General features: G+C 39.5%; 15 protein-coding genes. 9 read left to right on the top strand and 6 right to left on the bottom strand.

Translation table 11 applies throughout. The annotated features are described in order from the left end of the window. Nucleotides 1-441 precede the first annotated feature (441 nt). The 4 genes from AN944_RS04155 to AN944_RS04140 form a co-directional block, all read right to left on the bottom strand. Nucleotides 442-1,344, bottom strand: a complete 903-nt coding sequence (locus AN944_RS04155) for an ABC transporter ATP-binding protein (protein WP_055023335.1) — start codon at nucleotides 1,342-1,344, stop codon at nucleotides 442-444. Beyond that, nucleotides 1,341-2,174: an ABC transporter permease subunit gene (locus tag AN944_RS04150; protein WP_055023334.1), complete on the bottom strand. Its 834-nt coding sequence runs from the start codon at nucleotides 2,172-2,174 to the stop codon at nucleotides 1,341-1,343. The genes AN944_RS04155 and AN944_RS04150 overlap by 4 nt, the downstream gene beginning before the upstream one ends. A gap of 113 nt (nucleotides 2,175-2,287) precedes the next feature. After that, the gene (locus AN944_RS04145; protein ID WP_055023333.1) at nucleotides 2,288-2,947 is read right to left on the bottom strand and encodes a YceH family protein; all 660 of its coding nucleotides are present in this window, start codon (nucleotides 2,945-2,947) and stop codon (nucleotides 2,288-2,290) included. A 78-nt stretch (nucleotides 2,948-3,025) separates the two neighbouring features. Beyond that, the gene (locus AN944_RS04140; protein ID WP_055023332.1) at nucleotides 3,026-3,859 is read right to left on the bottom strand and encodes a S1 RNA-binding domain-containing protein; all 834 of its coding nucleotides are present in this window, start codon (nucleotides 3,857-3,859) and stop codon (nucleotides 3,026-3,028) included. Between the two features lie 489 nt (nucleotides 3,860-4,348). On the opposite strand from AN944_RS04140, the gene speE reads away from it, so the two are divergent. The 9 genes from speE to AN944_RS04095 all read left to right on the top strand — a co-directional run bounded on the left by speE (nucleotide 4,349) and on the right by AN944_RS04095 (nucleotide 12,494). After that, nucleotides 4,349-5,227 (top strand): polyamine aminopropyltransferase, encoded by an 879-nt coding sequence (speE, locus tag AN944_RS04135; protein WP_055023331.1) that lies wholly within the window; start codon nucleotides 4,349-4,351, stop codon nucleotides 5,225-5,227. A gap of 27 nt (nucleotides 5,228-5,254) precedes the next feature. Beyond that, complete coding sequence (speA, locus tag AN944_RS04130) at nucleotides 5,255-7,168, top strand: biosynthetic arginine decarboxylase (RefSeq protein WP_055023330.1); 1,914 nt, start codon at nucleotides 5,255-5,257, stop codon at nucleotides 7,166-7,168. 51 nt (nucleotides 7,169-7,219) lie between these two features. Beyond that, nucleotides 7,220-8,149: an adenosylmethionine decarboxylase gene (locus AN944_RS04125; protein WP_055023329.1), complete on the top strand. Its 930-nt coding sequence runs from the start codon at nucleotides 7,220-7,222 to the stop codon at nucleotides 8,147-8,149. Nucleotides 8,150-8,180: 31 nt separating this feature from the next. Then, the gene (gene speB, locus AN944_RS04120) at nucleotides 8,181-9,113 is read left to right on the top strand and encodes an agmatinase (protein WP_055023328.1); all 933 of its coding nucleotides are present in this window, start codon (nucleotides 8,181-8,183) and stop codon (nucleotides 9,111-9,113) included. A gap of 235 nt (nucleotides 9,114-9,348) precedes the next feature. Continuing rightward, nucleotides 9,349-9,987, top strand: coding sequence for a pyridoxamine 5'-phosphate oxidase (pdxH, locus tag AN944_RS04115; RefSeq protein WP_055023327.1), 639 nt, complete (start codon nucleotides 9,349-9,351; stop codon nucleotides 9,985-9,987). 53 nt (nucleotides 9,988-10,040) lie between these two features. Next, entirely contained in the window at nucleotides 10,041-10,490 is a 450-nt protein-coding gene (locus AN944_RS04110) for a YaiI/YqxD family protein (RefSeq protein ID WP_055023326.1), read from the top strand. Nucleotides 10,491-10,580: 90 nt separating this feature from the next. Beyond that, a complete protein-coding gene (locus tag AN944_RS04105) occupies nucleotides 10,581-11,171 on the top strand; it encodes a YceI family protein (protein ID WP_055023325.1) in 591 nt (196 codons plus the stop codon). A 53-nt stretch (nucleotides 11,172-11,224) separates the two neighbouring features. Next, nucleotides 11,225-11,575, top strand: coding sequence for a DUF3802 family protein (locus AN944_RS04100; RefSeq protein ID WP_055023324.1), 351 nt, complete (start codon nucleotides 11,225-11,227; stop codon nucleotides 11,573-11,575). Nucleotides 11,576-11,615: 40 nt separating this feature from the next. Next, nucleotides 11,616-12,494 carry a RimK/LysX family protein gene (locus tag AN944_RS04095; protein ID WP_055023323.1) on the top strand — a complete coding sequence of 293 codons (879 nt, stop codon included), beginning with the start codon at nucleotides 11,616-11,618 and terminating at the stop codon, nucleotides 12,492-12,494. Between the two features lie 78 nt (nucleotides 12,495-12,572). Here AN944_RS04095 and AN944_RS04090 read toward each other — a convergent pair whose 3' ends face one another. Then, nucleotides 12,573-13,016 (bottom strand): hypothetical protein, encoded by a 444-nt coding sequence (locus AN944_RS04090; protein WP_055023322.1) that lies wholly within the window; start codon nucleotides 13,014-13,016, stop codon nucleotides 12,573-12,575. Nucleotides 13,017-13,037: 21 nt separating this feature from the next. Further along, complete coding sequence (locus AN944_RS04085) at nucleotides 13,038-15,002, bottom strand: EAL domain-containing protein (protein ID WP_268788263.1); 1,965 nt, start codon at nucleotides 15,000-15,002, stop codon at nucleotides 13,038-13,040. Nucleotides 15,003-15,053 lie beyond the last annotated feature (51 nt).

Raw genomic sequence — 15,053 nt, 5'->3', positions numbered from 1 at the left:
ATCGATGGCTTTATCGATGACTTTAAAAGCATTGTTATAAACTCCTTAATACTCTTCCTATCCGTCTTTAGCAGCATTGATAGAACACACAGGCTATCGCATTCTATAATACGCCGTTCATCATTGTTTATGAGTCTATGTGGCCTTGTATGGCCAGTATTTAAGTTAGCTAACGCCTTTGGTCATGTTACTTGGCTAACACCGCCAAAAGCTGAGCTTATGATGCGAGTTTTGTTGCTGATTGTTGTACTGTAATCATTGTCAGTTCAGTTATTAGTCGCGTTTCAGAATTAGCGTTCGGCCGTTATTAGTGTTTAGCCAGTGTGGCCGTGTAGGTGACACAAAAAAGCCCAGTAGTGATTACCAGGCTTTTTAAATATGAATGGTCATAAACAGTAATTGTGCTTATTGGCTCTAAAAACAACAAGCTGACTAGTTAATTTAACTTGAGAATAAGGTTTCCTCTAAGCTTCTTCCTTTCATCATGGCCTTATATTGCCAGTTGTTGTCAACAAATAGAGCCAAAAGTGACATTTCAAGGCCTAAACTCGTATCAATATGATGCTCAATGATAAGTTGCTCATCATTATTCATTTTGACATTAAGAATATTGGGTAACGCTCTGATCTTATCAGCCAGTTGCTCAATGTCAGCGTTTAGCATCGTAAGGGTTAAGAAGGCGGTTTCTGCATCCGCTTTCATAGAAACCGATTGTTGAAGCTCTCCTTGTTCGAGGTACAACACTTGATCACATAATTTTTCAAGTTCTTCAAGGTTATGAGAACTGATGACAAAGGTTGTTTTAGGTGATAAATCCTTAACGATTTGGCGGATTTTTTTGGCATTAGCGGGATCTAAACCAGCAGTAGGCTCATCCAGTAAAACTAACTTCGGGGAACCAATTAATGCTTGGGCGATTGACACACGCTTACTCATACCATGGCTTAAGCTTTTTGGTAGCATTAAAGCGGCAGATGACAAATCAACAAGCTCTAATACTCTTAGCGCTTCATGCTTGGCGTCTTGACGACTAAATCCCTGTAACTTTGCGAAAAAGGTGAGCTGCGATACGACGGTAAAATTCGGGTCTAATGCGGCATCTTGTGGCAAGGCCGATACCAGGTTTTGTAACTGCGGGCTACCCGGTTTTTCACCTAAAATCGTTATCTTGCCTTCAGATGGGTGAATGTAACCACAAAGTAAGCTAAATAGCGTTGTTTTACCTGCTCCATTCGGGCCGACTAGCGCAATTGGTGCTCCGGTGTCTAAGGACAAGTTAATCTTGTTTAGCGCCGTTTTTGTGCCGTATTGTTTGCTGACACCTTCACATGTAATTAGCTTCATAATGCACTCCGTTGCATGTAAATACGCCCAGCAATAAGAATTGCGACAGCTTGAATAAGAGGAATTGGTGCATACATTAATGACTGCAAACCTTGAGTATCAATCATGAGAGATAGCTGAGAGCCAGGGAGTGCCCAGCTTAAGAAAGACAAGGCTGGTAATTGGCTATTAATAATTGCGATCAGAATAAAGCTGACAAGGCCTAAAATAATAGCGTAGATACTAGCTTGTCTTGCGCTACTGGCATACCAAGACAAAACGGCCATAACGGCTGTATAGGGTAGCAGAGCAATAAAGACATTGATAAATACCGACACTGCGCTGACTAAAGCGTCCATAAATAAGCCTGTATCACGGCTGAGAACCAAAACTATCGTCGCTAGGATGGTAAGTAATAGCAAACAGCTTTGGATTAGCATTTGTCCAAGAAATCGGCCAAAGAAGATACTGTCACGACTGACACGTAAACTTAAAAAACGGAATGAGCCACGCTGCTTATCTGAGGTGAATTGATCGGCACTAATGAAAATACTGAACATTGGAAAGACATATAAAGCAATACACCAAAACACAGCAAACTCAGCGACTTTCCAACTAAATAATTGATTAAGTGCATCTGGGCCATAAATATGTTGCACCAGTTCTTTAAAACCAGGCTCTAGCATATAAACTGAGGCGCTTTGAACTGGATATAATAATATTATCGTCCAAAGTAATGAAAAAGCGATAAGCGCTGCAATACCTTTGGTATTGGTAAATCGTTTGCTAACTTCATAACTGGCAATTAGCCAGGTTTGACGCAAAGACGATGAACTGGGTGTTGAGTCCATTTACACATTTCCTTGAGAAAGAGATAAAAGAAAAGCCATCATACGCTATGGCTCATGCTTTAGAGATTAATTATTGTTAAGCCAATGTTACTTTGTACTTTTTACTCATTAGCTTAATCAAGTAGTTGTTCAAGTTCGGATAAGCGCTTTGTCAAATCGGCGACCTGTTCTTCTAAAGTGGTTACTCGCTCTTGCAGTATTTGGTTCGTAGACGTTTTTGCTGCTGGCGCTGTGTTGACTTCAAATTGCGTTGTCCCTTGCTCTAGATAATGCTTATCAGAGAAGAGTTGAGCATAGCGGCTATCTCGGCGATTGGCTTCACGAGGAAGTTGCACAACTAAAGGCTCATCTCGTGAGGCTAAAGAGTGAAGGGCGCTTTCAACTTGTTGTGGGCTCTCAAAATCAAATAGTCGATTACAACGTGTTTTGAGCTCCCCTGGCGTTTGTGGGCCACGTAGCAATAACACGATGATGACAGCTAATTGTTCTGCAGAAAACTGTAAGTCACTAAATTCAGTATTACAAAAGCGATGCTTATATTTAACGACTCTACTGCCAAAGCCTGTTTGTTCACTGATAAGACGTTTTTTAGTGAGGCTATCGATGATGTCTTGAGTTTCTTGCTCTGACAAGCTCATTACAGGTTCACGGCTACTTTTTTGATTGCATGCCATGGTCAAACTATTGATTGAAAGCGGGTACTGTTCTGGGGTAGTAATTTCTTTTTCTAATAAACAGCCGATGACTCGGGCTTCTTGATTGCTAAGTTCCATAAATTACTCCAAATAAAAAAGCATGGTTTGTTATAACAGAACCATGCTTTTTATCAAATAATTCAGCAGTGTTGCAGACTATTTGAGCAATCTGATGCCATCATCCTCGATACTGATTTGGCCCGCTTTAAATAAACCGCCGATACTGCGCTTGAATGCTTTTTTACTCATTGCCATCTGATCATAAATTATCGCTGAATCGGTTTTGTCATTGAGCGGTAAAAAGCCACCTGCGCGATGCAATTTATTAATAAGCGTTTCAGCATTTCTATCAAGGTTTTGCTTATCAGCTTTCTGTAAAATTAAATCAACTTTGCCATCAGCACGTACTTGTTTGATATAACCTTTGATAGATTGACCAAAACTTAGACGTTGGAATACTTCATTTTGAAATAACACGCCCCAATGAGCGTTATTAATGATGGCTTTGAAACCTAAATCGGTGGTGCCACCAATAATAAGGTCGACTTGTTGACCTACCGTGTATTCAGCCGGGGTTTTATCTAAAAACTTATCCACTTTAGACGACGCCATAATACGTTCATCAACATGATTGGCATGGACATACACTAAATAAGATTTACCTTCTTCTATGCTACGGTGCTGTTCACCAAAAGGCAGAAGTAAATCTTTTTCTAGTCCCCAATCCAAAAAGGCACCATAAGGTCCTGTTGCAATTGCTTCTAGGTAAGCAAATTCGCCTACTTGAGCATAAGGTTTCTGGGTTGTTGCAATAACAATGTCTTCAGAATCTAGATACAGAAAGACATCTACCATGTCGCCGACTTGACAGTCTTTAGGCACAAATTTGTTTGGTAGTAATACTTGTCCTAACTCTTGGGCATTTACATATACACCAAAACTAACTTGCTTAACGACTTCTAAAGAATAACGCTTTCCGATTTGTATCATTGTTGACTCTATTTGACTTAAAGATAATGTAAAAACACGCTAATTATATACTCAATATGCAAGGCATGTAACTTGGGTTAGCCAACTAAACAAATATAATCAGTAACAGGCGTGCAATTCGTTAAATAAATGCAGTTGTTCATAAAGAAAAAAGATTGCGAAATGACTGGTTTTTAACAAAAAAAACATATGTCAAAGCGATGATAGAAATATTGAATTAAATTTATACTAAAATAGGTTTTTCTTACTTGCATTATACTGGTTTGCAGGGTTTAATTGCGCCGCTTTTTTGTTTGAGCTCAATGAGTGTTTTAGAGTTTGAAAAAGTCGGGTTTAGCTTGACGGATTAACTGTTATGGCTACCAAAGAATCGAACCTCATGGATAGAGACTCAATCACCACCGTGGCTGAATTGAGTCGACATTGTTATTTTTACTTAAATCTACGTTGTTAATGTCTGGATATTAGCGACAACGTTGGACAATATACATGCTAAACAAATCAAATATTTATTACGAAACATTACATCCGGCTTATGGCCAATACTTTGAAGTTGAACACGTTCTTTTTGAACAGAAAACGGAACAGTGGCATTTAAGTATTTTTGAAAATAAACACTTTGGCCGTGTAATGGCGTTAAACGGTGCAATTCAGACTACCGAAAAAGACGAATTTGTTTACCATGAAATGATGACTCATGTGCCTATTATTGCTCATGGTGATGCTAAAAAGGTGTTGATTATTGGTGGCGGCGATGGTGGTATGCTGCGCCAAGTACTGAAGCATAAACACGTTGAGCAGGTTACTATGGTAGAAATCGATGCTAACGTAGTCGAAATGTGTAAAACCTATTTCCCACAACATTCTCAGGGCGCATTTGATGACGATCGAGTATCGTTAGTGATTGATGATGGAATGCATTTTATCGAGCAATGTCAGCAGCAATTTGATGTAATTATTTCAGATTGCACCGATCCTATTGGCCCTGGCGAAGTATTATTTAGCTCTGCATTTTATGAAAACTGTAAAAGATGCCTCACTGAAAAAGGGATTTTTGTTGCTCAAAATGGGGTTGCATTTATGCAACCAGAAGAATTACAAGACACAGTAAGGCGGTTAAGTCCTTATGTAAATGATTGCTGGTTTTACAATGCTGCCGTACCTACTTATATTGGTGGCACAATGGCGTTTGCTTGGGCAACTGATGATGTATCGGCCAGAGAACTTGACTTGACTAGCCTCAAGCAACGTTTTGAAATGGCGAATATTAGCACTCAGTATTATACGCCAGCTCTACACATGGCGAGCTTTGCTTTGCCCGCTTTTGTTGAAACTGCAGTGAAGTCCGCACAGTCGGTAACTGCATAATCTGCTTGAATAGACGGAATGGATAATATGAAAGATTGGTCTATCGAAAATGCTCGTGCAAGTTATAACGTGACACATTGGAGTCAACAGTATTTTGGTATTGATGATAGTGGCGAGGTGACAGTAACCCCTGATCCGAATAAACCAGAATGCACTATCGGATTAAATGAGCTGGCTAAAGATATGGTTAAAGCAGGGGTTGCTTTACCGGTTTTAGTGCGTTTCCCACAAATTTTACATCGCAGAGTTGAAAACTTATGTGATGCCTTTAATGCGGCGATTCAAAAATACGAGTATCAAAATGATTACTTGTTAGTGTATCCGATTAAAGTAAACCAACAGCAAACCGTTGTTGAAGAGATTTTGGCTAGCCAAAAGTCAAAGGAAGTGCCACAACTAGGGCTGGAAGCAGGTAGTAAGCCTGAGTTAATGGCCGTACTTGCTATGGCGCAAAAAGCCAGCTCAGTTATCGTTTGTAACGGTTACAAAGATAAAGAGTATGTGCGTTTAGCACTCATCGGTGAAAAGCTTGGCCATAAAGTTTACATCGTCATCGAGAAAATCTCTGAGCTTAAGTTGATTCTTGAAGAGTCTAAAAATTTGGGAGTGACGCCAAGACTGGGTATCCGCACTAGACTTGCTTTTCAAGGCAAAGGTAAGTGGCAAGCCAGCGGTGGAGAAAAATCAAAGTTTGGTTTATCTGCAGCGCAAGTGCTTAAGGTGCTTAATGAATTAGAAGAGCTCAATATGATGAGTTCGCTGCAATTAATTCATTTCCACTTGGGTTCGCAAATCGCCAATATTCGAGATATTCGCCAAGGTGTAAGTGAAGCTGGCCGCTTTTACTGTGAGTTGCGTAAAATGGGCGCACTTATCGATACCTTTGATGTGGGCGGCGGCTTAGCTGTAGATTATGACGGTACTCGAAGTCAAAGTAATAACTCGATGAATTATGGTTTGACTGAATACGCCAATAATATCGTCAATGTGTTAACTGATATTTGTAATGAATATGAGCAGCCAATGCCACGTATTATTTCTGAGTCAGGTCGTCACTTAACAGCGCATCACGCGGTGTTAATCACTGACGTTATTGGCACTGAATCATACAAGCCTGAGGACATTCAACCGCCCGAGGAAGATGCGCCGCAGCTACTTCATAATATGTGGATGTCTTGGACTGATATGAGTGAGCGTCCTGATAATCGGGCTATTATTGAGATTTATCATGATACTCAAAGCGATATTGCTGAAGCGCACTCGTTATTTTCTGTCGGGCAACTGACATTAATGCAACGCGCTTGGGCTGAGCAAACTAACTTGCGTGTTTGTCATGCTCTTAAGAGTTTGTTGAGTAATAATAACCGTTATCACAGACCCATTATTGATGAGTTGAATGAAAAGTTAGCGGATAAGTTCTTTGTTAACTTCTCTTTATTTCAATCTATTCCCGATGCATGGGGGATTGATCAAGTATTCCCTGTTCTGCCATTGAGCGGACTTGATAAGCCACCAGAAAGACGGGCTGTGATGTTAGATATTACCTGTGACTCGGATGGTATTGTTGATCAATATGTAGACGGTCAAGGTATTGAGACTACGTTACCTGTTCCTGCTTGGACACCTGAAAGCCCTTATTTGATCGGCTTTTTCATGGTTGGTGCTTACCAAGAGATTTTAGGTGATATGCACAATTTATTTGGTGATACCAACTCTGCTGTCGTTAGGGTTGAAGAAAGCGGTATTCCAAATATTGAGTCTGTTCTTGCTGGTGATACAGTTGCTGATGTACTTCGCTATGTGAATTTAGACGCCGTTGCGTTTATGCGAACTTATGAAGAATTGGTCAATCAGCATATTGCTGAGGATGAAAGAACATCAATACTAGAAGAGTTACAGTTAGGTCTTAAAGGTTATACCTATTTAGAAGATTTTTCGTAATACGAGTACCCGCAGAGCCGATAAAACGGCTCTGCTTTTGTAGGTTTTAATATGTTTTTTGAAGGTTCAGAGAAAAAGATTGAAGTCATTATTGCTGACTCATCTTTGAATATACGTGAATTTGGACAAGCATTCTGGGCTGATATTGTCGCCTGCGCTAATGCAGAAATTCTGTCATCGATCAGTAATGAAGACTGCGATGCCTATTTACTCAGTGAGTCTAGTTTATTTGTCTGGCAAGACCGTTTTGTGATGTTAACCTGCGGCACTACAACATTGGCTGATGCTGTGATGTCATTCATCGAACATGTTGGTGAAGAGTCTATTGCATTTGCCAGTTACCAACGTAAAAATGAATATTTGTCTCACTTACAATCAAGCTCTTTTCAAGATGACTTGAAAAAAATACGCAAAACAATTGCAGGAAATGCATACCGAATTGGCCACTTAGATTCGCATCACCACTATATGTTCAGTACTAAGCGGCCATTTATTGCACCTGATTCAGACGTAACCAATGAATTACTGATGTACCACATTAACGGTAAGGCTGCGGATTATTTACGTGGTGTAAATCAGAGTAAACAAGGTATACGGGATTTATTAGCGTTATCTGAGCTGTTTCCTGATTTCGCTGTTGATGACTTTTTATTTGAGCCATTTGGTTATTCAATTAACGGCATTAAAGGCAATGAATATTTTACTATTCATATCACACCTCAAGAGAAAAGCTCTTATGTGAGCCTTGAAACCAATGTTAATTTAGCCAATCACAGTGTCGATATTTATGCTCGTTTACTGTCAATTTTGAACCCTGGCAGTTGGGATGTGATTGGGTTTAATTCACCTAAGAATACCCAAGGATTTCCTGCTCACCTTTGTTTAGGCAGTTGCTCTTTGGCAACCGAACAAGGTTACAACATTGATTTCAGTCATTATCAGCAACTTTGTCATGAAGTACTGATCCCAGAATATTTGTAGTTATTGGCTTATTGCCTTTACGGAGAGTTTTATGAGCACTTTTGCTGAAAAAGCAGATTATTCACTGTATTCCAATGCATTTGGATATTTACGTCAGCCATTAAATTTTAAACCAACAGAAACCAATGCTGATGTTGTTGTCATCGGTTTACCTTTTGATATGGCAACGACAGGCCGCTCTGGTGGCAGAATGGGACCTGAAGCCATTCGCCGTGCATCTGTTAACCTTGCTTGGGAGGAGACTCGCTGGCCTTGGGATTTTTCTATTTGTGAAACCATTAATGTCGTTGATGCGGGTGATTTAGTTTTTGATTGTGGCGATCAAGAAGATTTCACGACTCGTCTAGAAGCATTTGCAACGCGCATTTTAGAGAGTGACAAAGCCTTACTAAGTTTTGGTGGTGACCATTTTGTGACATTGCCTTTGCTACGTGCTCATCACAAAAAGTACGGAAAAATGGCATTGCTGCATTTTGATGCTCATACCGATACATATAGCCAAGGTAGTAAGTATGATCATGGCACAATGTTTTATCATGCGCCTAATGAAGGCTTGATTGCGCCTGAAAACTCAATTCAAGTGGGGATCAGAACAGAGTACAACAAAGCGGAGCACTTGTTTGATGTTATTGATGCAGCACAAGCGAATGAGTTAACTGCAGATCAAATCGTCACGCAAATTAAACAGCGGGTAGGTGATATGCCTTTGTATGTCACATTTGATATTGACTGTTTAGACCCTGCTTATGCGCCAGGTACTGGTACACCAGTGTGTGGTGGCCTAACAAGTGATAAAGCAATGAAAATCATTCGTGGATTACGTGGCATGAACATAGTCGGAATGGACGTAGTCGAAGTTGCTCCAGCATATGATTCTGCTGATATTACCGCACTAGCAGGCGCAACACTGGGACTAGAAATGCTGCACGTATGGGCAGAAGGTAAAGGTTTGGTGAAAAAGTAGCACCAAGGTTTATAGCTAAATTAAAGCCAGCGATTATTGCTGGCTTTTTTATATTTAAGAGGTTGAACCTTATTTAGCGTCGTTATGCAGACGCCGTGTTATGGCTATATTCAGAGTGAAGCCTTTTGAAATGACTTGAATTGTCGAGCTTAATGTTTCCCTGAATTTATCCAGTATGTAATGATCATATATCAGTATCTTTGAGTATAATGATGAGAATAAAAGAGGGATATTAATGAATGATTTAACTGATATCCGCCGAGAGTATACTCAAGGTGGATTACGCCGCAAAGACTTACCTGAAAACCCACTTGTGTTATTTGAAAAGTGGATTGAGCAGGCTAAACATGCTGAGTTAACTGATCCCACTGCGATGTGTGTTGCGACAGTGGATGCTGATGGTCAACCCTTTCAGCGCATTGTGTTATTAAAAAAATTTGATAATGATGGTTTTGTATTTTTCACCAACCTTGAAAGCCGAAAAGCTACCCATTTAGCGAATAATGCAAAAACCAGCTTATTGTTCCCATGGCATCCTCTAGAGCGCCAAGTGGCTATTACCGGAGAAGCCGAGCCATTATCGATGATGGAAGTGACTAAGTACTTTATGACAAGGCCAAAAGATAGCCAAGTTGCTGCATGGGTATCAAATCAATCAAGTAAAATTAGTGCACGCCAAGCATTAGAAACCAAATTTAACGAAATGAAAGCCAAGTTTACAAAAGGCGATGTGCCACTTCCCAAGTTTTGGGGAGGCTATAGAGTTAAGCCGCAAAGTATCGAGTTTTGGCAAGGCGGTGAAAAACGATTACATGATCGATTTATATATCAAAAGTTACCATCCGGTTGGAATATCGATAGATTAGCGCCTTAATTTTCTTAGGGAAGCCAGATTAATGAGCCAGACTTTACTTTAAAGAAGAAAAAATGAGCCATAAAATATGGGTTGATGCAGATGCATGCCCAAACCCAGTAAAAGACATGTTATTTAGAGCGGCAGACCGTAAAACGATTCCTCTCGTACTTGTTGCTAATCAGTTAATTCGAGTACCTGCTTCACCTAATATTTCTGTTGTTAGAGTGAGCTCTGGATTTGATGAAGCAGACAACTACATTGTTGAGCAGCTTAACGCGGGTGATTTGGTGATCACTGGTGATATTCCTTTAGCTGCTGATGCGATAGACAAAGGAGCAGTCGTGTTTAATCCGAGAGGTGATATATACACTGTTGACAATATAAAACAAAGATTAACTATGCGAGATTTTATGGAAGAGCTTCGCAGCAGTGGTGTCCATACAACGGGGCCAAATAGCTTTTCTCAGGCAGATAAACATGCATTTGCACAGGCGTTAGATAAATGGCTGAGCCGTTTATAAGTTCAGAAAATAATAGCTTGGCTGATTCCAGTCGAGTTAATAAATTTTAATCTATAATTTAACTGTTTTTATTCACAAAAGGGATTAATGATGAAAAAATGGCTAACAGCGTTACCAGTGGCATTAGTGTCAACAGCGCTATTATCTGCATCGGCGTTCGCCGCTGACTGGCAGGTCAAGCAAGGGCATTCAAAGGTCAGTTTTATTTCTGTTAAAAAAGGTGACATTGCAGAAGTACATGACTTTAAACAGGTCAGTGGCAGCTTAACCCCTGAAGGAGCATTCAATTTAACGATTGAATTAGTCAGTGTAGATACAGGGATTGAAATACGTGATGAAAGAATGCAAACCATGTTATTCGAAGTGGCTAAATACCCACAAGTGAAATTAAATTCAGTGATTAACCCGAAATTGCTGACAGATTTGAGTGTCGGCTCAACGTTAATGACACAAATTGATGGCACTATTGATTTGCATGGTAAAACCCGCCAAATGTCGTTTGATGTATTGGTGGCAAAGCTTTCTGATACCAAAATGGTAGTAAGCAGTTTAGCGCCAGTAATTGTACAGGCGAATGATTTCGATTTAGTAGAAGGGGTTAACAAATTACGTGAAATAGCTGGATTAAGCAGTATAAGCTTAGCTGTTCCCGTATCGTTTGTACTCACTCTGTCTCAATAATTATACAATGTGGCTTATAGTTAACAGCTTAAGCCACGTTAATAGGGCATTTAATGGTCACTGATAAAGACGGCTATATTCACTTAATTCAATATTTAACAGAACACCTTGGTTTATTTGAAGCTTCAGAAGATACCAGCATCAATAATCAAACGGTGATGGAATTATTTGAAGATCAACTCTCTGCACAAATCATCATGGTTTGTGGTCAAAACCCTAATTTATCCTTCGCGCAACGTAATAAAGTGATTCGAGAAATCGACGCTATTGTCTATGATCTTGAAGAAATTTTAGCAAGTGTAGCTAGCCATAATGCCACGCCAGAGCAATCAGTTTTTATTACAGAGTTTTCTGGTTTAATCAAAAACCTTTTTGATAAAGAAATCGAACAAATTTTACGATAAACCCGCACCTTGTTTTTAAAAGTCATAATTAGGAATCCAAATGCTTAAATCTGTCATTGCCGCACTATTAATAGGTGGAGTTTCTTTTTCAAGTTTTGCTGTAGACAAACAAGTCTTAGGACAAACTGAGATGATGTCAGTTAGTGCTGATGGCATCGTGTTTGAGGCAAGAATGGATACCGGTGCAGTGAACTCATCATTACATGCATTAGATATTTCTGTTGCTGGTGGCAGCGCAACAAAAATGAAAGATAATGTGGGTAAAGACGTTACTTTCACTACGTTTAATGAAAAAGGCGAGAAGCAAGTTGTTACTGCTGAAATTGTTGGTACATCTACGGTAAGTAACTCTCAAGGTACAGAAACACGTTATGCAGTAAAGTTACCGATTAAGTTTGGTGATAACACTCGTAAAGTTAAGGTTAATTTACGAGATAGAACAACCATGGATTACAAACTACTTATTGGTCGTAATTGGCTTAAAGGAAAGTATGTGGTTGATGTTTCAGAAAAGAAATTTATCGGTCCAACAGCGGGCATTAGCATTGTTGAGTCTGGTTTGATGTTTGATACTCGTATTGATACTGGTGCGGTCGAGAATTCACTTCATGCAACAAACTTAAGAATTAAAGATGAAGATAAAGAAAACATGGAAAACAATGTCGGTAAAGATGTGACATTTACAACCATGAATGAGAAAAATGAAACAGTAGACGTTACTGCAAGAATTCATAGCACGTCACTTATTCGTAATGCTCAGGGTAGTGAAATTAGATATATGGTGACGTTAACCATTGGTGAACCAGGTCAAGAATTCAAAGTTGATGTTAACTTAAGGGACCGAAGCAAAATGACCTATAAATTACTTATTGGTCGCAATTGGCTTCAGGGGCATTACATTGTCGATGTGGACATGTAGTTAATTCAGTTTTGATAGTTATATATTAAAAATGGTACAAAAAAACCTGCATAATGCAGGTTTTTTTGTGTAAGGCGATTAGTTACCCGAAATTGTTCCGCCACCACCGCCAGAACCGCCACCTAGTCCTAGTGCACCTGGAGTTGGGGCTGCGCCCAGTGCAAATGCACCCGCAGCAGTTTGAGTTTCTTCGATAACCTCAGAAACGATAGAAGGGTCAATGCCATTGGCTAGCGCGATAGCTAGAATTTCATCTGGATCCATTCCACTTTCAAGGGCTGCAGCTAGGACACTTTTAACGATTGCCATATCGCTATCAGCAGCAATTAAAGCAAAACCAAGTATGTCGGCACTATCAGCAGGATTATTTTGCATTTGAGCCAGAGCGTACTGCGCAGGGGAATTCCCTTCAGCAGAGGCAGTGACCAAACCAGCAGTGAATTCTTCTTGGTTCACTTCTGCATATGCTCCAGATATACATAGTGAAGATATAGCTAATGCTAATAATTTTTGCTTTAACATTATCGTTCCTCGATAAATAGATTAATTAAAGTCTGCTAAGTCTAGCATGGTTGCAGTATTGATTGTTAGTCCATCAATATGATTAAAATTCTTCACAGCGAATAAACCGTTGCCTTGAAGGCCATCAATATTCATGTGTAAACAGTGCTGTGATACTTGTTCTGTTTCGATTTGTGGTGCAATAACATCGATTCCAATGCCGTGACAAATCTGTGTCACCGTTTGAATGAAAAATTGCGTATCAGCCTGCTCTATGTCTCGGATATAGCTGCCATCTAATTTGACAAAATCGATGTCCATATTCTTTATATATTGGAAAGAGGTCAAACTAGAGCCAAATCTTTCGATCGTAATCCCAATACCTGCACTTTTCGCCTGAGAGATAAATTGCTTCGTGGAATTTAGCGATACCATAGCTGCTGTTTCATTAAATTCAAATAAAATTGGCGGTAAGCGGTGTTGCAATTGGCGATATAAAGTAAATAACCATTGATGAAAGTTAGCATCATGGAGGGCTGTATTACTGATGTTGATGGCAACAGTAGTTTGCTTAATTTGTTGTAGTTTGAGAAAAATAAAGCTTACAACAGCACGCTCTAAGTTATCGAGTAATCCAAGGCGTTCTGCCATGGCAAAAACATCAACAGTGGGAAGCTCTTTACCGTTATGCTTAAAGCGAACAAAAGACTCAACATATAAAATATTATTATCTTTATCGACTACAGGTTGCATAGTGAGATCAAATAATTTTTCCAATGGGATGCATTTAATACTGAAATCAGCACTACTCGCATCTGCTATTTCATTTTGATAATAGTCAGTGAACTCAGAAATAATATTGACCCATTCGGAGCGCGAACGTGCCTCGTTGGGAGTCGCAATATTGGTCGTCATCGGAGAAGCTAAATAATTGTCGTGTGTGAGTAATGTATCTAAACGCTTTGTAACGTCGGTAAAAGAATCGGTTAACGACACTTTAGTAATAACTTGGTTAGCAAAACCCTCTTCGAAACGAGAGGAATTGGCTATGTTGAAGGCATCTAGCATATTTTGGCTAAATTCATTTGCTATCTCTTCAGTGACATAAGCTAGAATTGCAAATTCAGAACCTGAAATTCGGTATACATCGATACCTTCTATATTATGACTTAGAGATAAAAGCAGCTCCGATCCTTCACTAATATAGCTATCACCGCTGCCATAGCCCTCATTACTATTAATTGATTGGAGTGAGGGCATTGATACTAAACTGACAAAAAAACGATCCCCTTGTATCTGGGCTTCAGCTTGTAACGAATCAAATCTTTTTAGCAGTGCTCGGCGATTAGGAAGATGAGTTAACGAATCAACATATACTTCTTGTGATAGCTGTTCTGCAAGTGCTGTTTGTTCAGAAAAGGAACGCTGAATATTGGCAACCATGGTATTCATAGCATTGACAACAGTACGTAACTCAGTTGTGAAAGGCTTCGAAGGGTTAAAATTAAATTGTTTTTGAGTCACTTCTTTTGCTTGCTTTTCAATAGAAAACAGCGGGATAAGCACCGATTTTAAGATGAAGTATGAAAAGATTAGGGCAATGAATAACTGTAAAAGTGTCGATTTTAATGCGCTGATACTATGATCATAAAGTGCTGTGTAGGATGTCCCTGCATTAGATTGTACTTTTAATATCCCAGCCAATCGCCAACCGTCACTCACTTCACTTTGCATGATAGGAGGTTGTAATGTGAACCAGTTCATAAACCATTGTGGTACTCGGTGAGCTAACGTTGGGTTAGTTCGCTCAAATAGAATATTGTCATCAAAATCAGTGAATCGGATAAATTGATAGTAACCTGAATCGAAAATGGCATTAGTCATTATCTCTGCTGTCACTAAGCCTTCTTCATCCATGTATGGTGAAATAGATAATCCTAGATTATGCGCAGCCCCTTGTGCGTGAGAGGCCAGCTGATCATTCAGATAATCTTGCATGTTTGACACATTATTATATAAAGACGCGCTCAAGGTAAAAATACATAAACTTGAAACCAA

This window comes from Shewanella sp. P1-14-1 (genome assembly GCF_001401775.1).
Lineage (GTDB): Bacteria > Pseudomonadota > Gammaproteobacteria > Enterobacterales > Shewanellaceae > Shewanella > Shewanella japonica.
The sequence above is the reverse complement of the archived record's forward strand: the minus strand, read 5'-3'. Positions and strand labels throughout refer to the sequence as shown.

What these genes read in the sequence shown, in the direction of transcription:
- AN944_RS04110 (WP_055023326.1), top strand. Translation starts at nt 10,041, where the DNA reads ATGAGCCATAAAATATGGGTTGATGCAGATGCATGCCCAAACCCAGTA.
- AN944_RS04125 (WP_055023329.1), top strand. Translation starts at nt 7,220, where the DNA reads ATGTTTTTTGAAGGTTCAGAGAAAAAGATTGAAGTCATTATTGCTGAC.
- speA (WP_055023330.1), top strand. Translation starts at nt 5,255, where the DNA reads ATGAAAGATTGGTCTATCGAAAATGCTCGTGCAAGTTATAACGTGACA.
- speB (WP_055023328.1), top strand. Translation starts at nt 8,181, where the DNA reads ATGAGCACTTTTGCTGAAAAAGCAGATTATTCACTGTATTCCAATGCA.
- speE (WP_055023331.1), top strand. Translation starts at nt 4,349, where the DNA reads ATGCTAAACAAATCAAATATTTATTACGAAACATTACATCCGGCTTAT.
- AN944_RS04140 (WP_055023332.1), bottom strand. Translation starts at nt 3,859, where the DNA reads ATGATACAAATCGGAAAGCGTTATTCTTTAGAAGTCGTTAAGCAAGTT.
- pdxH (WP_055023327.1), top strand. Translation starts at nt 9,349, where the DNA reads ATGAATGATTTAACTGATATCCGCCGAGAGTATACTCAAGGTGGATTA.
- AN944_RS04100 (WP_055023324.1), top strand. Translation starts at nt 11,225, where the DNA reads ATGGTCACTGATAAAGACGGCTATATTCACTTAATTCAATATTTAACA.
- AN944_RS04090 (WP_055023322.1), bottom strand. Translation starts at nt 13,016, where the DNA reads ATGTTAAAGCAAAAATTATTAGCATTAGCTATATCTTCACTATGTATA.
- AN944_RS04105 (WP_055023325.1), top strand. Translation starts at nt 10,581, where the DNA reads ATGAAAAAATGGCTAACAGCGTTACCAGTGGCATTAGTGTCAACAGCG.
- AN944_RS04155 (WP_055023335.1), bottom strand. Translation starts at nt 1,344, where the DNA reads ATGAAGCTAATTACATGTGAAGGTGTCAGCAAACAATACGGCACAAAA.
- AN944_RS04095 (WP_055023323.1), top strand. Translation starts at nt 11,616, where the DNA reads ATGCTTAAATCTGTCATTGCCGCACTATTAATAGGTGGAGTTTCTTTT.
- AN944_RS04150 (WP_055023334.1), bottom strand. Translation starts at nt 2,174, where the DNA reads ATGGACTCAACACCCAGTTCATCGTCTTTGCGTCAAACCTGGCTAATT.
- AN944_RS04145 (WP_055023333.1), bottom strand. Translation starts at nt 2,947, where the DNA reads ATGGAACTTAGCAATCAAGAAGCCCGAGTCATCGGCTGTTTATTAGAA.